Raw genomic sequence first — 22,901 nt, forward strand, 5'->3', positions numbered from 1 at the left:
GAGGGTCGAGAAGATGAGCGACCACGCGACCGAGGCTTTCGTCGCCCACCGCGACCTGTTGTTCACCGTCGCCTACGAGATGCTCGGCTCGTCCGCCGACGCCGAGGACGTGCTGCAGGAGACCTGGCTGCGCTGGGTGAAAGCCGACACCGAGCAGGTGGACGACGAACGCGCCTATCTGGTCCGGATCACTACCCGGCAGTCGCTCAACCGGCTGCGCACGATGAAGCGCCGCAGAGAGGCATACGTCGGCCCCTGGCTGCCCGAGCCGGTGCTCACCGCACCCGACGTCGCCGAGCATGTCGAACTCGCCGAGAACATCTCCATGGCGATGATGCTCGTCCTCGAGACGCTCTCGCCCACCGAACGCGCTGTTTTCGTGTTGCGCGAGGTCTTCGACCTCGGATACGAGGAGATCGCGGCCGCGGTCGGCAAGAACCCGCCGACCGTCCGCCAGATCGCGCACCGCGCCCGCCACCGCGTCGAGGCCCGCCGCCCGCGTTCGGCGGTATCACCCAGCCACACCCGCGCCTCGGTGGAGGCGTTCGGGCGCGCTCTCGAATCGGGGAATCCCCAAGCCTTGCTCGACGTCCTCGCGCCGCATGTCGTCCTCATGAGCGACGGCGGCGGCATCAAGCGAGCCGCGCTGCAGCCCGTCATCGGCGCCGAGAAGGTCACCCGCTACATCACCGGCGGCACCGGCAAGGTCCGGGCCGAACTCAGCTGCGAAACCATTCTGATCAACGGAAACCCGGCACTGGCACTGCGCCTGGACGGCGTGCTCGACGGCATCATGGCCTTCCACGTCGAGGACGACCACATCACCGGCCTCTACTTCGTTCGCAACCCGGAAAAGCTGACCCGCGTCGAGTCCGAGACGCCGCTCGCGTTGCGCTGAATCCCGGCAGCGCTGGGGCGGCCGCCACGCGCTCACCGGCAGCGAGCAGTGCGGGTCGCTTTCGGTGGTGCGATGGAAATCGTCCAGATCGCGCTGACGCGGTCGTCGCCGAGGGCTGGTGCCGGACCCGGCAATATCGGTAGGATAATTGGTATGGCAACGCGTAAGGTCACCCTTTCGCTGGACGAAGCCGCTTGGTCGTATGCCGAGCAGGCGGCCGCCCGCGCGGGAATGTCGCCGTCGGCTTGGATTTCGAAGGCCGCGCGACGGGAGGCCGTGCGCACCGGGGTCGGTCCGGTGTCGGATGTGACCGCCGAGGCCGCCGCGGACGCGGCAGAACTGGCGGCCGCCGAGGAGGCGATGCGTGCGTCGGGGTGAACTGTGGATCTACAACCCGCATGGTTCGCCGCGCCGCCGAACGGTCGTGCTCATCAGCAGTGACGGCATCAACGAATCGCCGCGCCCCTGGTTGATCGCGGCCGAGGTGGTCGAGGACGACCCGCAGGACATCCTCGCGGTTCCGGTGGAGGAACACGGCTGGGTGCATGCCGGGAACATCGGGCGCATCTTCCGCGGTTGGCTGGCCGAGCGGGTGGACGTGGTGGACACCGACACGCTGGAACGGCTCGACACCGCGTTGCGCGCGGCCATGGACCTCTGAGGCCTCCTGGGCAAAGACCGCGCACGACTACCGCTGAAGGCCGGACGGCATTATGGTGGCCACGCCACCGACAGTGGTCAGTCGAGGAAGAGGAGTCAGGTGCGGATCTGCATGATCGCCGCGGCGCTGATCGCGCTGCCGGTGCTCGCGGCATGCGGCAGCGACAAGGACACGGCGGCGCCCACGGTGACGCAGGCCGATCTCGCCAAGTCGTTGCAGGACAAGGGCCTCAAGAACAAGCAACTGGCCGAATGCGCGGCGAAAGTGTTCGTCGACCAGGGTATTTCGCAGGCCGGACTGCGGATCATGATCAGCGACGAGTACGACACCAAGTCTCCCAACCAGGAAACGCTGGGGATGAGCAAAGAGGACGCGGACAAGGCGCGCGCCGCCAGCGGTCGCATCGCGAGCGAGTGCATGTCGGCGGCTCAGACGCGCTGAGTTCCGGCCCGCCGGGGCGGTGGACGATTCGCGTAGCGAGGCGGTGAAGCAGACCGTACGCTGTCGCTACGTCGACTCGGGTGTCGACCAGAAGCCGAGGATTCGACCGTGTCACAGCCGCCTTTTCCGACATCGCCGAACCCGGTGGGATCACCTGCGGCGCAACCGATCACCCCGTCGGGTCGCTGGTTCGCGCTGGGTGGCGCGCTGATCGGCGTCGGCATCATCGGCGGGATCATCCTCGGCGCTTTCGGCTTCCTGCAGACCTCGGGCCGGATCGATGACTTCCAGCGGGTCAAGGTGCCCGGCTCCGGGATGGTGAACTTGGCGGAGTCGGGCGGCTACACGGTGTACTTGGAGTACTCCGGAGCATCGTCGCGGGGCCCCTCCGGCACGGTCAACCTGCGGGTGCTCGATCCGGACGGCAAGCATGCGGAGTTGCGGAAGTACGACTCGGCAGTCACCTATTCCTTCGGCAGCCACGAGGGACGTGCCGGGTTCTCGTTCGATGCCGCGAAGCCGGGCGCCTATCGCGTGACCACGGCCGGGAGTTCCGAGGTGACGGTTGCCATCGGACAAGGGCTCGGCTCCTCGTTCGTCGGCACGCTGCTCGGTGCGCTCGCCCTGGGTTTCGGCGGCGTCGTGCTCGGTGTGCTCGTGATCGTGGTGGTGGCGGTCAAGCGAAGTGCGAGCAGGCGCAAGGTCGCCGCGGGAGGGTTCGCGGGGCGCCCGGCCGAATACTGAGTGCCCGCCGGAGCTTCGCTGATCACAGCGCGACAGTGAGCTCGATTCGCGCGGCCGATCCGGCTTCGAGCCCCTCGGCGACCCGCACCGCTTTCTTCATCGGCAAGACGTAGGTCGCGCGCGACTTGTCCGGAAACAGCGAAGTGGACCACCGGGAGCCGCCGACGACCACATGCACCCGCACGGCGCCGAATCCGCCCGAACGATGGGCGTACCGCTCCTCGATCTCGTCGGCCACGTCTGCGGGCAGCGACACGAAATGCCAAGCGGCATTCCCCTGGTGTTCACACACTTCCGCCGTGAACGAGTACCGCGAACCAGCCACGTCGCGACTGTAGCGGCGGGTACCGACAGCGGCACCGCGTCGCCCGCGACAGCCATGTGACTCGGCACCTGCGTCGTCCCCGCGCTGTCCAACGCACGCGGACAAGTCGACCTGGCCCGGACCTCGCGCACCTGAGCGGTCGATCTTTCCGCTTCGGCGAGCATTTCGATCGCGCTGCGCGCAACCCGTGAGCGACCGCGCGGGGTGCGCGATGGTGGGCTGATGACGACCACCGAGGCGAAATCCACTACCGATTCCGAACTGGATGCGATCTTCGGCCCGATCTTCGACCGGATCGCGCAGGGCGCCGTGACGCGAGAAATCGATCGCACGCTTCCTTACGACGAGGTCGGACTGCTGCGCGCGGCGAAATTCGGCGCGCTGCGCGTTCCGGTCGAGTTCGGCGGCTACGGCGTCACCGTCCGGCAGCTGTTCCGCTTGCTCATCGAACTCGCCGCCGCGGAATCGAATCTGCCGCAAGCGCTGCGGGTGCACTTCTCGTTCGTCGAGGATCAACTCCTTGCGGAGCAAGGGCCCGAGCGGGAGCGGTGGCTGCGCGCGGTGGCCGAAGGCACGCTGGTGGGCAACGCGATCACCGAACCAGGTGTCGGCGCGGTGGACCGCTACCGCACCACGCTGACCGAGGACGGCGGGCGCTGGTTGCTCAATGGTGTCAAGTACTACAGCACGGGATCGCTGTACGCGGACTACATTCTGGCCGCCGCCGACCGGAACGGTGAGCGCGTCGGGGTGCTGGTGGACGCGAACGCCGAGGGAGTGCGTCAGCACGACGACTGGGACGGCTTCGGCCAGCGGCTGACGGCCAGTGGGACAACGGAATTCACCAACGTAGCGGTAACCGAAGACCGAATCCTCGGTCCCGGCTACGGCGCGCCCGGACCGACCTACGCGACCTCCTACCTGCAACTGGTCCAGCTCGCGGTGCTGGCGGGCATCGCCAAGCGCGCCGAGCGCGATATCCGAGACTGGGTCGCGGCGCGTACCCGCGGCTACACACACTCCACCGCCGACCTGCCACGGCACGATCCGCTGGTGCAACAGGTGATCGGGCGGCTGTCGGCGGCCGCGTTCGCCGCCGAGGCCAGTGTGCTCGCCGTCGCCGACGTGCTCGACCACGTGCTGGCGGGCGGCGCGAAGGACGAGAGCGCGGTGGTGGCCGCCGAACTCGCGGCGGCCCGGGCCCAGCTCGCCGTCATCGATCTGGTGCTGCCCGCCACATCGCTGCTGTTCGAAGTGGGTGGCGCATCGGTCGTTTCCGAACAGCTGCGGCTGGATCGGCACTGGCGTAACGCCCGCACCATCTCGGTGCACAACCCGGCGATCCAGAAGGCGCGGGCGATCGGCGATCACCTGCTCAACGGCGCCGATCTGCCGTTCGCCTGGAGCGCGGGCGAGCGTACACCGGCCGGAGGAGCCGCGCAGTGACCCGCCGGATCCGGTTCAACGCATTCGACATGAACTGCGTCGCCCACCAGTCCCCGGGGCTGTGGCGGCATCCCGACGACCAATCGCACCGCTACAAGGAGCTGGGCTACTGGACGGAGCTGGCGAAGCTGCTCGAACGCGGCCGCTTCGACGGCATCTTCATCGCCGACGTCCTGGGCACATACGACGTATACGGCGGCAACGACATCGCCGCGCTGCGCCAAGGCGCGCAGATCCCGGTTGCCGACCCGCTGCTGCTGGTCTCCGCCATGGCGGCGGTGACCGAGCATCTCGGGTTCGGCATCACCACCGGCACCGGATTCGAGCACCCGTACCCGTTCGCGCGGCGGCTGTCCACGCTCGACCATCTCACCAACGGCAGGCTGGGCTGGAATGTGGTGACCGGCTACCTGCCTTCGGCCGCACGCAATTTCGGCGCGGCCGACCAGCTCGACCACGACGAGCGCTACAACCAGGCCGATGAATACCTCGAGGTGCTGTACAAGCTGTGGGAAGGCTCGTGGGAGGACGACGCGGTGGTCCGCGACGCGACCGCGGGCGTCTACGTGGACCCGGCCAAGGTGCACCACATCGGTCATCGCGGCACGCACTACACCGTGCCGGGCATCCACTTGTCGGAGCCGTCGCCGCAACGCACGCCGGTGATCTACCAGGCGGGCGCGTCTCCGCGCGGGGTGCGCTTCGCGGCCGAGAACGCCGAGGCCATCTTCATCGCGGGTCCGTCGAAACGAGTGCTCGCGCAGACGGTTTCCAGGATCAGGGACGCGCTGGCGGCGGCAGGCCGCGCCCGTGACGCCGCGCGCATCTACGCGCTCGCGACGATCATCACCGACGCGACCGACGAGGCGGCGCGGCGCAAGCACGAGGAGTACCTGTCCTACGCCAGTGTCGAGGGCGGCTTGGTGTTCATGTCCGGCTGGATGGGCATCGATCTGTCCCGCTACGACCTCGACGACCCGATCGGCCAAGTCGAAAGCAACGCGATCCAGTCGGCGGTGGCGGCGTTCCAGGAATTCGACGACGACGGGCGGGAATGGACCGTCCGCGACATCGGCAAGTGGGCCGGCATCGGCGGCATGGGCCCGGTGTTCGTCGGTTCCGGGGAGACGGTCGCCGACCTGCTCCAGGAATGGGCCGCCGAAACCGACCTGGACGGCTTCAACCTAGCCTACGCGATCACACCGAGAACGTTCGAAGACATCGTCCGGCACGTCGTCCCGGTACTGACCGCCAGAGGCGCGTACACACCGGAATACACGCCGGGCACGCTACGCAACGCGTTGTTCGGCGCGGGCGACCGATTGCCCGCGGATCATCGGGGCGCGAGCTACCGCCTGGGCGGTGCGGGATCGACGGCTCTGCCGGATACGGTCTCGCGTCCTGGGGCGACGGTCGAGGCGAGCTCTTGATCGTGACGCAGTTATGGCGATGTGGCAGCCTTCGCCCGTACTTGAAGGCGGGCGCTCGGACCAGGGCCGGGACCCGCGAGGGATCGCTCAGTCGACGAGGTCGCTGGGATCGGTATTGGCTCCGCACAGCACGACACCGATCCGTTCACCGTCGCGTGGCTGGTATGCCCGGGTAGCCAGTGCCGCCAAGCCGGTCGCGGAGCCGTGTTCGACGACGAGTCGATGCCGGTCCCACAGCTGCCGACGCGCCCGTACGATCGCATCGTCGTCGACGACCACCAAGCGCACGTCTGTGGATACGGCCCAGGCCAGCGCGGCGGCGGAAACCCTCGGCGCGCCGAGGGAATCGGCCGCGATGGAATCCACGCTCACGTCGAGCACCGTGCCTGCAGCCAATGCGGCATTGAGCGCCCGGCTGCCATCTGGTTCCGCGCCGACCACTCGGATGCCGAAATAATCTGCGACCGCGGCGATTCCGGAGAACATGCCGCCAGCGCCGACCGCGAGGATGACCGTGTCCAACCCGGCTACCGCGTCCATGAATTCGAGCAGAATGGTGCCCGCACCGGCCGAGGTCAGGTTGTTGTCGTAGGTGTAGGCGTCGATCGCACCTGTGCTCATCATGAACTCGTGGGCGGATTCCCTTGCGTTGTCCTGCGCTTCGCCTGCCAACCGAACCTCAGCGCCCAACGCGCGCAGCCAGGCTACCTTGGCCCGGGGCGTCGAACCGGCGAGGAAAACGGTCGCCCGCACGCCGAAAATTTTTGCGGCCCAGGCAAATCCGATATCCGCATTAGCACCGGTGGCGGAGACGATACCGGCTGCCGGCATAGACCCGGTTTCGATCAGTCCTGCCATCAGGTTGGCCGCGCCGCGAGCCTTGAAAGAGCCGGTGTGCTGCAGGAATTCGAGTCCCAGGAAGATTTCGGCGCCGCCCGTCCCGGCCGACGGCCGGAGGGAACCGAGTGCCTGCTCGTCCTCCGATTGCCGACCCATCGGCGCGACGGTCAAGGGCCGGACGACACCGGCGATACGTTCGGCGGCCGCCTTGACCTCGTCATAGGTAGGACTGCGCATCCGACGGTTCTCCTCAACGATCACAGGTTTCCGTCGACGCCGCCAGGTCCGGCAGAACCCGGCATGATCGCCTATGCCCTCATCTCAATACCGTCCGGTACTTTAATCGAAGCTTGCCGGGTCGGCACCGTGAGCTCGAACCGCCGACGCGCACCGCCCTCGGTCTCGATACCCGTCCGAGGGCGGCTTGCGGCCTTCACAAAGTCGCCGTGCTCGCACTCCACCGATCGAGCGCGGCATACGCGGGCCGCCACTGATCGCGGTACGCGGCACGCACCGGCTCCGGCAGCGGCGCGAGCAGCACTTGGACCGTCTGCTCGTCGGCACCGTCCAGCAGCCACGGAATCAGTTGCGGAGCCGCAGGACCGATACGGCTGCCGTGCAACTGACCGAACGCTTGCCACTGCTCCGGTGTCACGACCGCCTGAATCAGCGGCAACGCCTCGCCCTCCTCGTGCTTCAGGTGCCCGGTCAACCCGGTCGCCAAGGCATCGAGCAGACCGCCGAGGCGATCCGGCCCACCCTCGGGATCGGCGAAGGTCGCGTCGATCTGCTCGAGCAGCGGATCGATGACGGCGTGCTCGGCCTCCATGGCGTCCAGTAGTGCCAACTCGTCGGGTCGCTCGGCGAGCGTCTGCCGCATCACCGGCCACAGCGCGTCGTCCTCAGCGGTGTGATGCACCAGTAGGGATTTGGTGAACATTTGCCAACCTGCAGCGGTGGCGAGGATCTTGCGCGGATCGTCGTCGATCCGATCGGTGATTTCGGCGATGTATTCGAGTTCGCGCCGCAGCGCGTTGTGCATGGCGTACATCGTCGTCATGTCGAGGGTCATGGGTTTCTCCTGGTGGAACGGTATGGATCGGTTGCGCCAACGGGGTCGGCGCTCACGGACGCGCCGCTTCCGGCGGCGGTGCGGAGAGCAGGGCGTGCAGGATGCCCCGCCCGATCCGCAAGGTCGACCGGATCGGGTCGGGGCTCGGGTCGCGGCGCGCCGTCGGCCGCAGCGCCCAGGAAGCGGCCGCGAACCCGGCGAGCACCGTTGCGGGCATGGCGAATTTGCGTGGATTGCCGTTCGCCAGGTGCGAGGCCGCGCCGCCGAGATAGACGGCGAGGGATCCGGCGTAGACCCACTCCTTGAGCCGCGGCATTCCCGGGGCCACCAGCACTGCGGCCATGGGCAGTTTGCAGATGCCTTGAATCGTCAAGAAATATCTGGGGTAGCCCAACTGATCGAAGGCTTCTACCGCGAACGGCTCCCGGGTCAGGTCCCACATGCCGCCTTTGAACATCTCGGCGGCAACCGGTAAGGTCGTCGCCCAATACGCGGCGGTCCGGATCCGGGAAACCGCATCTGATCGCGAGTTCTGTGAAGTCATCGTCATACTCCGCTCAGGCCCAGCTCGCGCCCGCGGGCTCCTTGATGCTGGTGTTGAGGCGATTGAAGAAGTTGGTCAGCGCAATCATGAGAATGACTGCGGAGAGCTGGTTTTCGTCGTAGTGATCGGCGATCTCGTCCCAGACGGCGTCCGGCACGGCATCCTCGGACTTGTCGGCGATCCGGGTGGCAACCTCTGCCAGCAGCAGCGCCGCGCGCTCATCCGCACCGAACTCCGCCGATTCTCGCCACGCGGCGACGGCGAACAGCTTCTCGTCGCCAACCCCCGCCTTACGACCGCCCGCCAGGTGTGAGTGCACACAGGCGCTGCATCCATTGATCTGGCTGACCCGCAGCGCAACCAATTCCAGCAGTTCGGCGGAGACTCCGCCCTGGTAAGTGGCCTTGTAGAGGGTGTTGATTCCCTTCATCGCGTCAGGCAGGACCATGGCGGGGTTCTTCATGCGAGCATTCATGTCAGGTGTTCCTCTCGGGACGTTGATAATCCAAAATCAGTGGTGGCTGCGCGTCTGCTGGTCGAGCCAGTCGGCGAAGCTCGGACCGGACAGGACGGCATCCGGCCCGGGGAGCAGAGCGCCGCTCTCGTACAGGTCGCGGTCGGGGTTGGCCGGATCGCTGACCTCCTCGATCGACCTGTCGTCCCCACGTCGCGCGGTCACCAGCCGGGCCATCTCGGCCAGGTATTCGGCGCGCGGTCCGGCAATCTCCGGGAAGGGGCCTCCTTGGCGCGCTGACCATGCGCCGGTCGCGAATTCGGCCAGCTGTTCGGCGACCGCGCGTGCGGAGACCAGTTGGGTACGCATCTTCGGGATGTAGATCACCGAACCTTGTGCGCCCCAATGCATCATCTGTTCGACGAGTTCGTGGAACTGCGCGGCCCGCAGAATTCGCGTCGGCACCGGGCCCGCCAGCAGTGCCTGCTCGTGCACCAGCTTCGCGGCGTTGTATCCAGCGGTGGAGCCGTCGATGCCGATGATGGACACGGCCACGATCCGCCGCACTCCGGCCGCCTGCGCGGCCGCGTGCAGGTTGCGGGCCGAGGCGGTGAAGAAATCGGTGGCTGCCTGCTGTTCGAAGGACGGCGTGCTCGATGCATCGATCACTGCGGTCACGCCGTGGAACGCTTCGGCGAGTCCGGCACCGGTGACCACATCCACTCCGGTCGACCGCGACATCGCCACGACCTTGTGCCCTGACTCGGTGAGCACGTCGACGATGTGGCGGCCGAGCCGTCCGGTGGCGCCCGCTACCGCGATCGTGCTGTCTTGCGTAGTCATTCCGTTTCCTTTGTGTCGTGGGCGTGGTCCGTATGCCGGACCAACGGCCAGTCGATGTCCACCCGTCCGGCCAGGACGAGGTAGTTGTCGAAGATCGCCAGCGCCACATGAGCGATGACGTCGACGAGTTCGGCAGGCGCCAGTTCCGCCTGGGCGGTGCAGAGTTCGTCGTCGGTGACTGCGCCGCGGCGGCGGATCAGCGCCGCCGCAAAGGCCAGGATCGCCGCGTATTTCGGGTCGTCGGCCGAGCCGAGTCGGGCGTCGCTGAGCTCGCCCTCGGTCATCCCCGCGAGACGGCTGCCGAGGAAGCTGTGCGCCGAAAGGCAGTAGTCACACCCGTGCTCCTGGGCGACCAACAGCCCGACGGCGGAACGTGCGAACACCGGCATCTCGCTGCCGCCCAGCGCTTCGGTGAGGGCGACATACCCCCGCAGGGCGGCAGGGCTTTGCGCCATCACCTTCACGTTGTTCGGTGTGACGCCGAACAGCCGCTGGCTGACAGTGAAGAGGTGTCCGGCAGCGTCACCCGCGTTCTCCGGGTCTATCGGGGGCATTTGCGGCATGGGAACAGCGTGTTACGGCCCGTTGATACTTTTGCGATGCCTTCACGATGGGTGTTGTATGGAGCCGAGATGGGTGCGCGTTTTACGGTCCTCGGACCAATGAAAATCGTGGTCGACGGCTGCGAGTCGGCCGCGGCGCCAAGACATCGGGCGGTGTTCGCCTATCTCCTGGTCAATGTCGGAAGAGTCTGCAGCGCGGCCCGAATCATCGAGGCCATCTGGGGCACGGATCCCCCGGACACTGCGCGCTCGCAGATCCACGCCGCGGTGACGGCGATCCGGAAGGTGTTGCGCGAAGCAAACGCGGCCCAGGTACTGCAGACCACAGCCGCCGGATACGTTGCGCTGCCGGGGCCGGGGCAGTTGGATCTCGCGGAATTCACCAGCCGGATCGGTGCAGGCCGATTGCTGGCCGCTTCCGAGCCCGAGGCCGCGGTGGCGGAACTGCGCGCGGCGCTGGCGCTGTGGCACGGCGAGGCGCTCGCCGATCTGAACGCTGACTACGTCGCGTCTGTGCGGCGCCGCCTGCAGGAGAAGCAGTTGGCGGCGTTCGAACAGTTGACCGAGGTAGAACTCGGGCTGGGCAGGCACGAGGCGGTGCTCGACGAGTTGGCAGCTATGGTGTCCGCAAACCCGCTGCGGGAGAAGCTGGCCGGTCAACTGATACTCGCACTGCATCGGGCGGGACGTCAGGTCGATGCGCTCGCCGCCGCACGATCGTTCCGGACGGCACTCGCGCAGGCGCAGGGGCTGGATCCGGGACGCGCCTTCGTCGCGCTGGAACAGGCGGTATTGCGGGACGACGTCGAACCGGCCACACATGTAACGCCACCGGCCGCACGCACCGAACCTGTGCCGCGTAGTGCGAACTTCTTGCCATACGACATCCCGGATTTCGCGGGCCGAGACGCCGAACTCGGGCATCTCCTCGCACCACTCACCGGCACCGCGGGGACCATCGCCACGATCGACGGCATGGCGGGCATCGGCAAGACCGCGCTCGCCGTCCACACCGCGCACCGGGTAGCCGACCGATTCCCCGACGGTCAGCTGTTCATCGACCTCCAAGCGCACACGATCGACCGCCAACCGGTCGCGACAGATACGGCGCTCGAAATCCTGCTGCGCCAGATCGGAATTCCCGCCGAACGCATTCCGCAGACCACCGCCGATCGCGGCGCGCTGTGGCGGTCGGAACTAGCTGGGCGGCGAGTGGTCGCGGTGCTGGACAACGCTGTGGATGCCGATCAAGTCCGGCCGCTGCTGCCCGGCGGGACGGACAGTCTCGTCCTGATAACCAGCAGGCGGCGGCTGATCGACCTGGACGGTGCTCGGGCGCTGTCGGTCGATCCACTGCCTGCACGCGATGCTGTCGACCTCTTCGAGCGGATCGTGGGCGAGCGCGCCACCGCCGAACCGCTCGCGGTGCTGGACGTGCTGCACCTGTGCGGGTTTCTGCCACTGGCGGTTCGGATCGCCGCCGCTCGACTACTGCACCGCCCACAGTGGACCGTCGGCTATCTGGCGGGGCGGCTGCGTGGCGAGCGGCGCAGACTCGCCGAATTGTCGACGGCCGAGCGGGGTGTCGTTGCCGCGTTCAACCTCTCCTATCGGCAGCTTCGCGCGGACGGGCAGCGAATGTTCCGGCTGCTCGGCCTGCACCCCGGGCGGGATATCGATCCCGTCGCCGCGGCGGCGCTCGCCGGTACCTCGGTGGACGACGCCGAAATGCTGTTGGAAGGCCTCCTCGACGTCCACGTGATAGCTCAATACGAGCCCGGCCGATACACCTTTCACGACTTGCTGCGTCAGCATGCCCGCGCCATGGTGTCGGTGGACGAATCCGACGATGCCCGTGCCGTCGCACTGTCACGGCTTTTCGATCACTACCTGCATACCGCGCGGACGGCGGTGGATCTGCTGTTCCCCTACAGCGCCGGTCACCGCCAACCGCTGCCGCCCTCCGCGGCCCGGGTGACGCCGCTGGACGACGCCGAGGCCGCGGCCGAGTGGCTCGACGCCGAACGCGAAAACCTCGTCACCACTGCGGCCTATGCGTCCGAACACGGAACGCCCGCGCACGCCAGAGACACCGCGGAAACCCTGCGCCCCTATCTCGACGGCAACTCCCGCCACTCCGACGCCGCACGCTTGCACCAGGTGGCACTGCTGGCGAGTCGAGAGCTGGCCGATTCGATCGGCGAGGCCAGAGCGTTGACCGACCTGGGCTGGGCCTGCTGGCGACAAGGCGATTACGAGCTGGCGACGACGCATTCGCGAGCGGCATTGCGGGTCGCCCGCCTCTCCGGCGATCGCTATCAAGAGGCCAGAGCGCTGAACACGCTCGGGAATGTGGCGTGGCGTAAACGGGAGTACGACCAGGCCGGGCGATACCTGCGCGACGCGCTCGATCTCGCCAACCGCCTGGGCAACCGAGTCGGCGAGGCGCACGTGCTCGGCAACCTCGGCATGTTGCTCGGCGCCGACAACAATCGGTACCGCGACGCCCGCGAACATCTCGACCGCGCGCTGGCACTGCACCGCGAGGTGGGCAATAAGCGCGGCGAGGCGTTGGTCCTGAACTATCTGGGGTCGCTGTGCCGCCGCAACGACCTGCTGGACGAGGCCAGGCACAACCACTCTCGGGCTCGTGACCTGTATCGGATGCTGGGCAGTCGTGGTGACGAAGCGTCCGCCCTCAACGGCCTCGGCGAGACAGACCGCACCGCAGGCGATCCGGGCACGGCGACCGAACAGCACGGCACCGCACTGACGTTGGCCGACGAGGTACTGAACCTACCCGAGCGGGCGCGCGCCAACGACGGACTGGCTCGCGCGTATCGAGATCTCGGCGACGTCGGGCGAGCGCGCGAATACGCCGGTACCGCGATGAGCCTGTATGCGAATCTCGGCGTCCCGGAGGCCGATGATATGCGCGTTTTCCTGGCCACACTCCCCGACTCCGATTAGCCGGAATCCCCAGTAGTCGGAGTGGGCCGGGTGTGCGGCCCGCAGTGGACCGCCGAAGTCCCGCTCGCTCCGGTGTGCGGACAACGCCAGGGAAGCGGTTCGGAGTCGGAGCCTTCGGGGCCGGACGCCGTCCGGCTCTACGGCCGACGAATCAGATCGCCGCGAGAAATATCTCGGCTACCACTTCCAGCCCCGCACGATCGATGTCGTCGAAGCGCTCGGGGCGCGGGCTGTCGAGGTCGAATACTCCGATCAGCGCATCGTCCCGGACCAGCGGCACGACAATTTCCGAACGCGTATCGGCGTCGCACGCGATGTGCCCCTCGAATGCGTGCACGTCGGGCACGAGTTGAGTGGTTCTGGTTTGCGCCGCGGTGCCACAGACGCCTTTTCCCAGCGCGATGCGCACACACGCGGGTTTGCCCTGGAACGGGCCGACCACCAGTTCCCGACCGTCGTAGAAATAGAAACCCACCCAATTCACATCGGGTAGGGCGTGGAATACCAATGCGGCGAGATTGGCGGCGTTGGCGATGCGGTCGGTCTCGCCCGCGACCAGCGCTTCGGCTTGGGCGACGAGCTGGCGGTACTGCTCGGTGCGGTCTCCGGTCAGGTCGGCGACGACAAACGACATGGCCCGAATGGTACGCGCTGCGAATTCGCTGTCTGCTTATTGATTCTCGGTGATCGCAACACTCTGCGAGCACCGCGCGCCCATCGCATCATCCCTGCATGACTTCGCAGCAACCCGTATCCCGTTCCACTCGTTCGGCCGCGGTAATCGGCGCCGGACAGACCGGCGTCACTGCGGCGCTAGGACTTCTCGACGCCGGTTTCGACGGCACCCTTTACAGTGAGCGCGATCAGCGCGCATTACGCGAAGACGTGCCCGCCACCGGCACCGCGCTGGAATTCGGTGAGACCCAGCAGGCCGAGGCCGCGCTCGGATTGGACAGCTACACCGCGCGGGCGCCCCGGCACACCGGTTTGAGCGTACGCATCGCCGGACCTGGCCCCGATCGTCCCGAATTGATCCAATTCGACGGCCATTTCGACGGATACGTCGGCGTCGCGGTGGACACCCGGCTCAAGGCCGACGAGCGGCTCACCGCGTTCCTGGAGCGCGGCGGCCGGTTCGCGGTCGAGCAAGTGACGCCGGAGACGCTCGACGGTATCGCCGCCGCCAACGACCTCACCCTGGTCGCGACCGGCCGCGGCGGGCTGTCGGACCTGTTCCCCGTCGACGCGCAGCGCACGCCCTACGACGCGCCGCAGCGGTCCTTGCTCACCGTCGTCGTCACCGGGATCGGCCATGACGAAGATGTTTTCGCGCATCGCAGCGTGGCGGGCGGCGCGCACAGCGGCTTCTCCATCCTCGCCGACCAAGGCGAGGGCTGGTGGGGCCCGTACCTGCACAAGGACGCGGGGCCGAGCTGGGCCTTCCTCGGCTGGGCGCGGCCCGGCAGTGACTGGGAGAAGCGATTCGCCGGGGCCGACTCCGCCGAGTCGGCGCACCGGATCGTGCAGGACCTCTACCGCGACTACATCGAGTGGGACCTGCCGGAGGTGCTGGCCACCAAGACCATTCCCGAGGATCCGCACTCGTGGCTGAAGGGCGCGGTGCGCCCGGTCGTGCGGTCGGGGGTCGGGCGCACCGCGGGGGGCCACGTGGTCGCCGCGCTGGGTGACACCGCCATCGCCTACGATCCGATCGCCGGGCAGGGCGCGCAGAGCGGCCTGATCCAGGCGCAGCGTCTGGTCGCGGCGGCCGCCGTGCACGAAGGACCGTTCGACGAGGCGTGGATCGCGCGGCAGTACGCCGCATTCCTCGCCGCGCGCGCAGATGCGGCGAACAAGGTGACCAGGCTGTTCCTCAGCGATCCCGAACTGGCCGAGGTCGGCAACGCGTTCTTCGCCGCGGCGGCCGTCGACCCGGCGTTCGCTTCGGCGCTGGTCGGCCTGCTGCACCGGCCGCAGCCGTTCCTGCCGGTCGACTCGCCGGAAGCGGTCAACGAGTTCATCACGCGGGTCACCGGCGAGGACGCCGCCGCACTACTGGGCCGGTTCGCGCCCGCAGGCAAGTTCGCCAGGTCGAGCTACTCGCCCGCGCTCGCCGACGCCTGATCCGAATCGCGCAGATTCAAAACCTCGTCCCGACCGGGGGCCGGTGCTGGAGTGGAAGGAGCGCCGGACGCATGCGTGGCGTCCGGCCTCCGATCCGACGGCTACCCCCGATAACCATGGAGCAGCTATGACCACGGAGCAGATCGCCGAGCAGATCCGGTTCGCCTACTGGGTGCCCAACGTCAGCGGGGGACTGGTCACCAGCGATATCGAACAGCGCACCAGCTGGGATTTCGAGTACAACAAGAAGCTGGCGCAGACCGCCGAGAACAACGGCTTCGATTACGCGCTGTCCCAGGTGCGCTACACCGCCTCCTACGGCGCGGAGTACCAGCACGAATCGACCTCGTTCAGTCTCGCGCTGCTCGGCGCGACCGAGCGGCTGAAGGTCATCGCGGCCGTGCATCCCGGGCTGTGGCATCCGGCGGTACTGGCCAAGTTCGGCGCCACCGCCGATCACTTGTCGAATGGCCGGTTCGCCATCAACGTCGTGTCCGGCTGGTTCGCCGGTGAGTTCACCGCGCTCGGCGAGCCGTGGCTCGAGCACGACGAGCGCTACCGGCGCAGCGCCGAATTCCTCGAGGTGATCCGCAAGATCTGGACCGAGGACAACGTGAACTACGGCGGCGACTTCTACCGCATCCGGGACTTCACCCTGAAGCCGAAGCCGCTGAACACCCCGGAGCGGCCGAATCCCGAACTCTTCCAGGGCGGCAACTCGACCGCCGCCCGGCGCAACGGCGGCCGCTACGCCGACTGGTACTTCTCCAACGGCAAGGACTTCGACGGCGTTACCGAACAACTCGACGACCTGCGTGCCGTCGCCCGCGCCCACGACCGCGAGGTGAGATTCGGGCTCAACGGCTTCATCATCGCCCGTGATACCGAGCGGGAAGCTCGCGACACCCTGCGCGAGATCGTCGAGAAGGCGAACAAGCCCGCGGTGGAAGGCTTCCGTGACGCGGTGCAGCAGGCGGGCGCGTCCACCAAGGACCGCAAGGGCATGTGGGCCGATTCCACGTTCGAGGACCTGGTGCAGTACAACGACGGTTTCCGCACCCAGCTGATCGGCACGCCGGAGCAGGTGGCCGAGCGGATCGTCGCCTACAAGCAGCTCGGCGTCGACCTGATTCTCGGCGGCTTCCTGCACTTCCAGGAGGAGATCGAGTACTTCGGCGCGAAGGTGCTCCCGCTGGTGCGTGAGCTGGAAGCCGCGCAGCGGCCCGTCGCGGCGGTGAACTGATGACCGCGGTCGCCGCCGATCGCATCCTGTCGGCGGCACAAGCGTTCGCGGTCGCACAGCGGCTCGCGGCGGACTTCGCGCCGGGAGCCGCCGAACGCGACCGGGAGCGCGCGCTGCCGTACGCGGAGGTCGATCGGCTGGCGGCCAGCGGTCTGCTCGCGATCACCGTGCCCGCCGCGCACGGCGGCGCGGATCTGCCGCCGAGCGCGGTCGCGGAAGTGACGCGGATTCTCGCCACGGCCGACCCCAACATCGCGCAGATCCCGCACAGCCACTTCGTGTATGTGAACCTGCTCCGGCTCGCGGGTACGACGCAGCAGCAGGAGCGCTACTACCGACGGGTGCTCGACGGTGGGCGCATCGCCAACGCGCAGTCCGAGCGCGGCGGTACGACCGTCGCCGACATCGCCACCACGCTGCGGCCGGCCGGTGACCGATTCCGGGTGGACGGCGTGAAGTACTACTGCACCGGATCGCTGTTCGCCGACCTGTTCGCGGTGCTGACCCGGCTGGACGATCCGGAAGGCCGCAGCGGTCTCGAGGCCGGTGAGTACATCGTCTACCTGCCCGCGAACACTCCCGGTGTACGCGTCGTGGACGACTGGAACGGGATAGGGCAGCGCACCACCGGCAGTGGAACGGTGTCTTTCGACGAAGTGCTCGTCGATCGCGACCAGGTGATTCCCCGCTCCGGCGCGGTGCGGGCACCCACCGGCTATGGCGCGTTCGCCCAGTTGCTGCACGCCGCCATCGACACCGGCATCGCCCGAGGCGCCCTGACCGCGGCAACGGAATTCGTGCGCACGAAGAGTCGTCCGTGGTTCGAGGCGGGGGTGGCGAACGCGGTGGACGACCCGCTGTTGATCCAGCGCTTCGGCGAATTGTCCGTAGCGGTGACCGCCGCTGAGGCGACGCTCTCGTCGGCCGGATGGGCATTGGACGCGGCCATCCGGATCGATCCGAGCGCCGCGAACATCGCCCAGTCGTCGCTGGCCGTAGCGACCGCCAAGATACTCGCCGACCGCGCCGCCAACGACGTGTCCGCCGCACTGTTCGAGGTCGGCGGAACGCGCAGCGCGGCGGCGGATCTCAATCTGCACCACTTCTGGCGCAACGCGCGCACGCACACCCTGCACGATCCGGTGCGCTGGAAATACCAGCACATCGGCCGGGCCCTGCTGCACGACGCCGCGCCACCGCTTCACGGTGTGATCTGAAAGGAGACGAAATGGCAGTCACTGTCGTCGTCGGAAATCCGAAACCCGCCTCACGCACGCTCACCGCGGCCACCCTGGTCGCGAGGGGGCTGCGACCTGAGGTGGAGCCCACCGTGATCGACCTGGTCGAGTTCGGTCCCGCGCTGCTCAGCTGGGGTGACCCGGCCGTAGCCGAGGCGGTGCGCACCGTGGCGGGCTCGGAGCTCGTCGTCTTCGCCAGCCCCACCTTCAAAGCGACCTACACCGGTCTGCTCAAGCTGTTCCTCGAACAGTTCGAGGGCGGGACCGGCCTGGAAGGCGTGCTCGCGGTCCCGGTCATGCTCGGCGCGGGACCGGCCCACGCCCTCGCTCCCGACCTGCTGCTCAAGCCCGTGCTCGTCGAAATCGGGGCCACTGCCGCGTTGCCCGGGCTCTATCTGTCCGATCGCACATTCGCCGAGGACGGCGTCATCGACCGGTACAGTGGTCGGTGGCGTTCGGTCGCCCAGGCACTGGCCCACAGCTCGAAAGCTGCGAATCATGCATGACCTGTTCGAATTCCCCGCCGACGGAGCCGGTCTGCGTCGCGCGTTCGCCAACTTCCCCAGCGGCGTCGTCGCCGTGTGCGCCGAAATCGACGGAACGCCGCACGGTCTGGCGGTGAGCACGTTCGTGCCCGTCTCGCTCGATCCGCCCCTGGTCTCGTTCTGTGTGCAGAACTCGTCGGCCACCTGGCCCAAGCTCGCCGCCGCGAGCCACCTCGGCCTCAGCCTGCTCGGCACCGACCAGCAGGCCGCCGCCCGCTCGCTCGGCACCCGCGACGGCGACCGCTTCCGTGATATCCAGCTGCACCGCGGTTCCGGCGACGCCGTGTTCATCGATGGCGCGTCCGCCTGGATCGAGGGCGTCCAGGAAGCGCACGTCCCGGCAGGCGACCACGCGGTGGTCATCCTCCGCATCCACCGCATCGCAACCCGCACCGACGTGGACCCGCTCGTTTTCCACGGCAGCAAGTTCCGCCGACTGCACGCGGAATCGGCGAACGGGGCGGCCTGAGGGTCTAGTTCACTCGCAGAACGCGGCGGGGTTCGTCCGGTCGTACAGGGGACGCGACGGCGTCCTTGCAAGACCTGACATCAAACTGCGTGACGCAAGTTGCCGGTCGCAGCGACCGGACGACCGCACGGCCCAGGGTTGGGCTGTACCGGCGGCGCTGTGGGAGACTCAGGCGTCTCCTACGGAAAGGTCCGGCTATGTCGCTCGGGATGGTTCTCGGTGATTTCCCGCGCACTTCGGCGCGGGCGTAAACAGGCGACCTGATGGCCCCTGTGCGATAGCAGCACAGGCAATTTCGCGTCTCCGCGTCGAGGTGCTCTTCGTGCCCTTTGCACGCTCGTACACGAGGAGTACGCGGTGTCCACCGTTTCCTGGACCGAGGACAACACCTGCCCGAGCGCCCGTTGGCATTCCGAGAATGGCGCGCCACCACCCGATTCCCTCGTGGTGGTGAACGACTGGACGACTGCCGACGCGGCTTGCCGAATGGCGCGAGCGGGGACCGGCCTGCTGTGGCGCGGTGATTTCCACAACGCGCGGCAACTGCTGCGGGCGATGGGTCGGCGGGTCGAGCGGAAGGTTTCGCTGGGCGACGATCCGGCCGAGGCGTTCCGCCGGTATCGCGCGTCTCGTCGGCGGCGCGCGGAAGTGCTCGGCAAGTTGCTCGTGCTGCTGGAAGACGACTATTCGCTGGCGTTGCGTCGCGCTCCCGATGTGCGGCGCGCCTGCACCGAAGCGTACGGCGCGGCGCGGGGGCATACGGTGGTCGCTCTCACCGAGTTGCTCGGCGTGCTGGGGGCGGCGCAGTGGCGGGAGAAGGGTGTGTACGTGCCCGCGCTCGGCGACCGCATTCATCCGCACTACGGTGTGTTCTCCCCGGTCCGGGGCGAGTACATCGATCTGGTAGCAACCGCGCCGCTACCCGCGCGGACCGAGACAGCCTTCGATCTCGGCACGGGCACCGGCGTGCTCGCCGCCGTTCTGGCCCGCCGCGGTTGCACTCGAATCACAGCCACCGACAAGAGTTCCCGTGCGCTGACCTGTGCCCGCGCCAACCTCGACCGACTGGGCCTGTCATCCGTCGCCGTGCAAGGCCCGACTCTCTTCCCGGACGGCAAGGCCGACCTGGTGGTGTGCAATCCCCCCTGGCTCCCCGGCACACCTACCTCGACCATGGAAAGCGGCGTATACGACGAGAACTCGTCCATGCTGTATACCTTCCTCTCCGGCCTCCGCGCTCACTTGCGCCCTGGCGGCGAAGGCTGGCTGATCCTCTCCGACCTCCCCGAACACTTGGGCCTGCGCCCCCACGACGAACTCCTCGACCGCATCACAACCGCAGGCCTCCACATCACCGCTCAACTGACGACCCGCCCCACCCACCACCGAGCCCACAACCCCACCTCTCCACTCCACCACGCCCGCACCCGCGAAACCACTTCCCTGTACCGCCTGGCACCTCGTTGAGTGGCAGATCACGGAGTGGCTACCCCCGTCATCCGGGACCGAGTCCACGGCGTATTGGTCGCATCGGCAACGGGTTTCGGGGACTATGTTGACATTGCTAGTCGTTTCAGTGAAGACTGAAATAACTAGCAACGACGGGAGTTTTGATGGATCTCCATATCGAGCAAGTGACGTTCAACAGCCTTGGCACCGAGTGTGCTGGGGATCTGTATTTGCCCGCGGCGGACGGCCCGGTCCCCGGTCTGGTGCTGGGGCACTCCGGGGTGATGGTGAAAGAGGCGTTGCGAGTGTTCGCACCGTATTTCGTGCGGGCGGGGTTCGCGGTTTTGGCGATCGACTATCGCACGGTCGGAGCCAGCGCGGGGCAACCTCGCGGCCAGGACTACCCACAGCGACAGGCAGAAGATTTCCGTAGCGCGGTGTCGTACCTGCAAACCCGCCCGGAGGTGGACCCGGATCGGATCGGAGTCTGGGGAGTCAGCATCGGGGGCTCGGTGGCGACGCAGGCCGCGGTATTGGACCGGCGCGTGAAATGTGTTGTGGTGCAGAGCCCGAGCGTGTGGAACGGATGGCGGTATCTGGAGCGGTTGCTCGGCAGGGAGGGCGTCGGCGCGCTGCGGGACCGGTTGGACGAGGACTGGCAGCGCCGGTATACCGGTCACGACAGCGCTCGGGTGCCGCACCTGACGCTGCAGGGGGAAAACGTCGAGAGCACGCCGGATCTCGCCGCCGAGATGTTCCCGAACTACCGGAACGAGAAGACCCTCGACTCCGCGGAACATCTCCTGACTTTCGCGCCGGAGGACCTCATTCATCGCCTGGCGCCGACCCCGCTGCTGATGATCGCCAACGGCGGCTGGGACCCGTACCACATGCTCGAGGAGGCGCAGAGCGCCTTCGCCAAGGCAGGCGAGCCGAAACGACTCGAGGTGCTGCCTTACGACGTGCTCGGTCTCTACACCGGTCCCGGGCTCGAGGAGGCCATGGCTCTGGGCGTCGAGTGGTTCGACCGGCACCTGCGCCGTACCCGCCTCATCACTCCCACCCCGGCGCCGACCTGGGAGTCGGTGACCGCTGTGCCACAGTAATCGAGCCGAATACAGCGCAGGAGGACACAGCATGCCGGACACGGACCGACAGGACGCCACGCTGAAGTGGGTGGAGCGAGTCGCTACCTTCTGCGTCGAGGAATGGGGACTGCCCCCCATCACCGGACGAATCCTCGGCCTACTGATGATCTGCGATCCGCCGGAGCAATCCGCAGGCCGGATCGCCGAGGCGATCCACGCCAGCCGCGCTTCGCTGACCTCCAACATGCGCCTGCTGACCACCATCGGCCTCGTCCGCAAGGTGCGGATCCCCGGTGACCGCACCGCCTACTACCGCATCGAGGACGACGCGTGGGAGAAGGTCATCCATCGCAAAATCGCCGGCCTCGGCGCCTTCGGCGACATCGCCGAGGACGGACTCTCCTTGGTCGGCGGCACCGATCCCGCTCTCACCGAACGCATCCGGGCCGCTCAGCAGGCATTGACCTGGCTGCGCGACATCGCCGCCCGACCCACGGACACCACCACCTGAAGGACCGATCGTGCTCCGAATCCGACCCGACCTCGACCCGATTCAGGAAACCCTGCTCCTCACCCTGCAAGCCCGAGCACTGGACGCGACCACGCGCACACCGATCCTGGGCGACACCCACCAGGCGGAGCTGGCCGACCGGATCGACTACGACTTCACCGAACTCGAGCTGAAACCCAGCCTCATCTGCGGAACGGCGCTACGCGCGAAAAAACTCGACGACGCGGTACGCGCGTTCACCGCCATGCACCGAAATGCGGTGGTACTCGATCTCGGCTGCGGCCTGGACACCCGCATGCTCCGATGCGATCCACCCGCCGATGTCGACTGGTACGACATCGATTACCCCGAAGTCATCGAACTGCGGCGACAGTTGCTTCCGCACAGCCCCCATCCGCTGGGCGTCGATCTCACCCAGCCGGGCTGGACTCGGCAGCTGCCCGCCGATCGACCAGCCATGATCGTCGCCGAGGGCCTGCTGCCTTTCCTGCCCGGCGACACGTTCCACACCCTGATCCGCGAGGCGACCACACACTTCCCGACCGGTGAACTCGCCCTCAACGGCTACACCCGTTTCGCCGCCTGGGCCATGAAATACCACCCGTCGATCAAAGCCCTCGGCATCAGCGCCGCCCAAGGATTCGACGACGCCCACGAACCCGAAACCTGGGGCGCCCGCCTGACACTGATCGAAGAACAACTTCTCACCCGCGCCGGCGAAGTCGACCTCTTCCCGCAACCGTTACGCGCGGTAACCCGCGCCATAGCCCTCAGCTCAGGACTGTCTCGGCAAGCCAACCGAATACTCCGATACGCCTTCTAGTGTCTCGGGCATCGCGCCGCCACCCCATCCTCAACCGCCACCGAAGGTGATCGAGAGCCGGGGTTCCGGCAGTCCCCCACCTCGGCGGGGAGCCGGGCGTATACGTGAAAAGTGTTGCTGGCGGCGGACTCTCGTCGTTCGCGGGTTTTCCCCATCTGATGTCGGCCTGAGGCAGTTTGT

Annotated in this window: 25 protein-coding genes; 17 read left to right on the plus strand and 8 right to left on the minus strand. The window is 67.5% G+C overall.

The window, feature by feature from the left end:
• Window positions 1-13: 13 nt before the first annotated feature.
• The 5 genes from ACIA5H_RS10240 (at window position 14) to ACIA5H_RS10260 (ending at window position 2,744) form a co-directional block, all read left to right on the plus strand.
• Window positions 14-898, plus strand: a complete 885-nt coding sequence (locus tag ACIA5H_RS10240; RefSeq protein ID WP_397075302.1) for an RNA polymerase sigma-70 factor — start codon at window positions 14-16, stop codon at window positions 896-898.
• A gap of 153 nt (window positions 899-1,051) precedes the next feature.
• Window positions 1,052-1,276, plus strand: a complete 225-nt coding sequence (locus ACIA5H_RS10245) for a hypothetical protein (protein ID WP_063016531.1) — start codon at window positions 1,052-1,054, stop codon at window positions 1,274-1,276.
• Window positions 1,263-1,559: a hypothetical protein gene (locus ACIA5H_RS10250; protein ID WP_379249280.1), complete on the plus strand. Its 297-nt coding sequence runs from the start codon at window positions 1,263-1,265 to the stop codon at window positions 1,557-1,559. The genes ACIA5H_RS10245 and ACIA5H_RS10250 overlap by 14 nt, the downstream gene beginning before the upstream one ends.
• 111 nt (window positions 1,560-1,670) lie before the next feature.
• Window positions 1,671-2,000 carry a hypothetical protein gene (locus ACIA5H_RS10255; RefSeq protein ID WP_245562771.1) on the plus strand — a complete coding sequence of 110 codons (330 nt, stop codon included), beginning with the start codon at window positions 1,671-1,673 and terminating at the stop codon, window positions 1,998-2,000.
• 108 nt (window positions 2,001-2,108) lie between these two features.
• Complete coding sequence (locus tag ACIA5H_RS10260; protein ID WP_355071398.1) at window positions 2,109-2,744, plus strand: hypothetical protein; 636 nt, start codon at window positions 2,109-2,111, stop codon at window positions 2,742-2,744.
• Between the two features lie 22 nt (window positions 2,745-2,766).
• Here ACIA5H_RS10260 and ACIA5H_RS10265 read toward each other — a convergent pair whose 3' ends face one another.
• On the minus strand, window positions 2,767-3,069 hold the full coding sequence (locus tag ACIA5H_RS10265; protein ID WP_397075306.1) for a DUF1905 domain-containing protein: 303 nt from the start codon (window positions 3,067-3,069) through the stop codon (window positions 2,767-2,769).
• Between the two features lie 222 nt (window positions 3,070-3,291).
• Here ACIA5H_RS10265 and ACIA5H_RS10270 point away from each other — a divergent pair, with 222 nt between their 5' ends.
• A complete protein-coding gene (locus tag ACIA5H_RS10270) occupies window positions 3,292-4,515 on the plus strand; it encodes an acyl-CoA dehydrogenase family protein (protein ID WP_397075309.1) in 1,224 nt (407 codons plus the stop codon).
• A complete protein-coding gene (locus ACIA5H_RS10275) occupies window positions 4,512-5,945 on the plus strand; it encodes an LLM class flavin-dependent oxidoreductase (protein ID WP_397075311.1) in 1,434 nt (477 codons plus the stop codon). Before ACIA5H_RS10270 ends, ACIA5H_RS10275 begins: the two co-directional genes overlap by 4 nt.
• Before the next feature lie 87 nt (window positions 5,946-6,032).
• Here the strand turns inward: ACIA5H_RS10275 and ACIA5H_RS10280 are convergent, their stop codons facing one another.
• From ACIA5H_RS10280 to ACIA5H_RS10305, 6 genes are all read right to left on the minus strand, one after another.
• The gene (locus tag ACIA5H_RS10280; RefSeq protein ID WP_397075313.1) at window positions 6,033-7,022 is read right to left on the minus strand and encodes a pyridoxal-phosphate dependent enzyme; all 990 of its coding nucleotides are present in this window, start codon (window positions 7,020-7,022) and stop codon (window positions 6,033-6,035) included.
• 196 nt (window positions 7,023-7,218) lie between these two features.
• Window positions 7,219-7,857 (minus strand): hemerythrin domain-containing protein, encoded by a 639-nt coding sequence (locus tag ACIA5H_RS10285; RefSeq protein ID WP_379249272.1) that lies wholly within the window; start codon window positions 7,855-7,857, stop codon window positions 7,219-7,221.
• 52 nt (window positions 7,858-7,909) lie between these two features.
• On the minus strand, window positions 7,910-8,401 hold the full coding sequence (locus ACIA5H_RS10290; RefSeq protein WP_397075316.1) for a DoxX family protein: 492 nt from the start codon (window positions 8,399-8,401) through the stop codon (window positions 7,910-7,912).
• Between the two features lie 13 nt (window positions 8,402-8,414).
• Entirely contained in the window at window positions 8,415-8,876 is a 462-nt protein-coding gene (locus tag ACIA5H_RS10295; protein WP_355071412.1) for a carboxymuconolactone decarboxylase family protein, read from the minus strand.
• 36 nt (window positions 8,877-8,912) lie between these two features.
• On the minus strand, window positions 8,913-9,698 hold the full coding sequence (locus ACIA5H_RS10300) for an SDR family oxidoreductase (RefSeq protein ID WP_397075319.1): 786 nt from the start codon (window positions 9,696-9,698) through the stop codon (window positions 8,913-8,915).
• Window positions 9,695-10,261 (minus strand): carboxymuconolactone decarboxylase family protein, encoded by a 567-nt coding sequence (locus ACIA5H_RS10305; RefSeq protein WP_397075321.1) that lies wholly within the window; start codon window positions 10,259-10,261, stop codon window positions 9,695-9,697. Before ACIA5H_RS10305 ends, ACIA5H_RS10300 begins: the two co-directional genes overlap by 4 nt.
• 36 nt (window positions 10,262-10,297) lie before the next feature.
• On the opposite strand from ACIA5H_RS10305, the gene ACIA5H_RS10310 reads away from it, so the two are divergent.
• Window positions 10,298-13,231, plus strand: coding sequence for a BTAD domain-containing putative transcriptional regulator (locus tag ACIA5H_RS10310; RefSeq protein WP_397075323.1), 2,934 nt, complete (start codon window positions 10,298-10,300; stop codon window positions 13,229-13,231).
• Window positions 13,232-13,382: 151 nt separating this feature from the next.
• On the opposite strand, the gene ACIA5H_RS10315 is transcribed toward ACIA5H_RS10310, so the two are convergent.
• Window positions 13,383-13,865, minus strand: coding sequence for a GAF domain-containing protein (locus ACIA5H_RS10315; protein WP_397075325.1), 483 nt, complete (start codon window positions 13,863-13,865; stop codon window positions 13,383-13,385).
• Between the two features lie 98 nt (window positions 13,866-13,963).
• On the opposite strand from ACIA5H_RS10315, the gene ACIA5H_RS10320 reads away from it, so the two are divergent.
• The 9 genes from ACIA5H_RS10320 (at window position 13,964) to ACIA5H_RS10360 (ending at window position 22,721) form a co-directional block, all read left to right on the plus strand.
• Entirely contained in the window at window positions 13,964-15,355 is a 1,392-nt protein-coding gene (locus ACIA5H_RS10320; protein WP_397075327.1) for a styrene monooxygenase/indole monooxygenase family protein, read from the plus strand.
• A 127-nt stretch (window positions 15,356-15,482) separates the two neighbouring features.
• On the plus strand, window positions 15,483-16,598 hold the full coding sequence (gene sfnG / locus ACIA5H_RS10325; protein WP_355071422.1) for a dimethylsulfone monooxygenase SfnG: 1,116 nt from the start codon (window positions 15,483-15,485) through the stop codon (window positions 16,596-16,598).
• Window positions 16,598-17,815: an SfnB family sulfur acquisition oxidoreductase gene (locus ACIA5H_RS10330; RefSeq protein ID WP_397075330.1), complete on the plus strand. Its 1,218-nt coding sequence runs from the start codon at window positions 16,598-16,600 to the stop codon at window positions 17,813-17,815. The genes sfnG and ACIA5H_RS10330 overlap by 1 nt, the downstream gene beginning before the upstream one ends.
• 11 nt (window positions 17,816-17,826) lie before the next feature.
• Window positions 17,827-18,342 (plus strand): NAD(P)H-dependent oxidoreductase, encoded by a 516-nt coding sequence (locus ACIA5H_RS10335; RefSeq protein ID WP_355071426.1) that lies wholly within the window; start codon window positions 17,827-17,829, stop codon window positions 18,340-18,342.
• Window positions 18,335-18,850 carry a flavin reductase family protein gene (locus tag ACIA5H_RS10340; protein WP_355071427.1) on the plus strand — a complete coding sequence of 172 codons (516 nt, stop codon included), beginning with the start codon at window positions 18,335-18,337 and terminating at the stop codon, window positions 18,848-18,850. Before ACIA5H_RS10335 ends, ACIA5H_RS10340 begins: the two co-directional genes overlap by 8 nt.
• Before the next feature lie 357 nt (window positions 18,851-19,207).
• Window positions 19,208-20,317 (plus strand): methyltransferase, encoded by a 1,110-nt coding sequence (locus ACIA5H_RS10345; RefSeq protein WP_397075333.1) that lies wholly within the window; start codon window positions 19,208-19,210, stop codon window positions 20,315-20,317.
• 146 nt (window positions 20,318-20,463) lie between these two features.
• Entirely contained in the window at window positions 20,464-21,405 is a 942-nt protein-coding gene (locus tag ACIA5H_RS10350) for an alpha/beta hydrolase (protein WP_397075335.1), read from the plus strand.
• 31 nt (window positions 21,406-21,436) lie between these two features.
• Entirely contained in the window at window positions 21,437-21,898 is a 462-nt protein-coding gene (locus ACIA5H_RS10355) for a GbsR/MarR family transcriptional regulator (protein WP_397075337.1), read from the plus strand.
• A 10-nt stretch (window positions 21,899-21,908) separates the two neighbouring features.
• Entirely contained in the window at window positions 21,909-22,721 is an 813-nt protein-coding gene (locus ACIA5H_RS10360; protein WP_397075339.1) for a class I SAM-dependent methyltransferase, read from the plus strand.
• Window positions 22,722-22,901: the final 180 nt, after the last annotated feature.

It is taken from the genome of Nocardia sp. NPDC051900, from assembly GCF_044452545.1.
In the GTDB taxonomy this organism is placed as follows: Bacteria; Actinomycetota; Actinomycetes; order Mycobacteriales; family Mycobacteriaceae; genus Nocardia; species Nocardia sichangensis.

Bases quoted from the DNA above. Each gene is read 5' to 3' on its own strand.
- ACIA5H_RS10240 (WP_397075302.1), top strand. From the start codon at position 14: ATGAGCGACCACGCGACCGAGGCTTTCGTCGCCCACCGCGACCTGTTG.
- ACIA5H_RS10245 (WP_063016531.1), top strand. From the start codon at position 1,052: ATGGCAACGCGTAAGGTCACCCTTTCGCTGGACGAAGCCGCTTGGTCG.
- ACIA5H_RS10255 (WP_245562771.1), top strand. From the start codon at position 1,671: ATGATCGCCGCGGCGCTGATCGCGCTGCCGGTGCTCGCGGCATGCGGC.
- ACIA5H_RS10270 (WP_397075309.1), top strand. From the start codon at position 3,292: ATGACGACCACCGAGGCGAAATCCACTACCGATTCCGAACTGGATGCG.
- ACIA5H_RS10280 (WP_397075313.1), bottom strand. From the start codon at position 7,022: ATGCGCAGTCCTACCTATGACGAGGTCAAGGCGGCCGCCGAACGTATC.
- ACIA5H_RS10285 (WP_379249272.1), bottom strand. From the start codon at position 7,857: ATGACCCTCGACATGACGACGATGTACGCCATGCACAACGCGCTGCGG.
- ACIA5H_RS10290 (WP_397075316.1), bottom strand. From the start codon at position 8,401: ATGACTTCACAGAACTCGCGATCAGATGCGGTTTCCCGGATCCGGACC.
- ACIA5H_RS10295 (WP_355071412.1), bottom strand. From the start codon at position 8,876: ATGAATGCTCGCATGAAGAACCCCGCCATGGTCCTGCCTGACGCGATG.
- ACIA5H_RS10300 (WP_397075319.1), bottom strand. From the start codon at position 9,698: ATGACTACGCAAGACAGCACGATCGCGGTAGCGGGCGCCACCGGACGG.
- ACIA5H_RS10305 (WP_397075321.1), bottom strand. From the start codon at position 10,261: ATGCCGCAAATGCCCCCGATAGACCCGGAGAACGCGGGTGACGCTGCC.
- ACIA5H_RS10310 (WP_397075323.1), top strand. From the start codon at position 10,298: ATGCCTTCACGATGGGTGTTGTATGGAGCCGAGATGGGTGCGCGTTTT.
- ACIA5H_RS10315 (WP_397075325.1), bottom strand. From the start codon at position 13,865: ATGTCGTTTGTCGTCGCCGACCTGACCGGAGACCGCACCGAGCAGTAC.
- ACIA5H_RS10320 (WP_397075327.1), top strand. From the start codon at position 13,964: ATGACTTCGCAGCAACCCGTATCCCGTTCCACTCGTTCGGCCGCGGTA.
- sfnG (WP_355071422.1), top strand. From the start codon at position 15,483: ATGACCACGGAGCAGATCGCCGAGCAGATCCGGTTCGCCTACTGGGTG.
- ACIA5H_RS10330 (WP_397075330.1), top strand. From the start codon at position 16,598: ATGACCGCGGTCGCCGCCGATCGCATCCTGTCGGCGGCACAAGCGTTC.
- ACIA5H_RS10335 (WP_355071426.1), top strand. From the start codon at position 17,827: ATGGCAGTCACTGTCGTCGTCGGAAATCCGAAACCCGCCTCACGCACG.
- ACIA5H_RS10340 (WP_355071427.1), top strand. From the start codon at position 18,335: ATGCATGACCTGTTCGAATTCCCCGCCGACGGAGCCGGTCTGCGTCGC.
- ACIA5H_RS10350 (WP_397075335.1), top strand. From the start codon at position 20,464: ATGGATCTCCATATCGAGCAAGTGACGTTCAACAGCCTTGGCACCGAG.
- ACIA5H_RS10355 (WP_397075337.1), top strand. From the start codon at position 21,437: ATGCCGGACACGGACCGACAGGACGCCACGCTGAAGTGGGTGGAGCGA.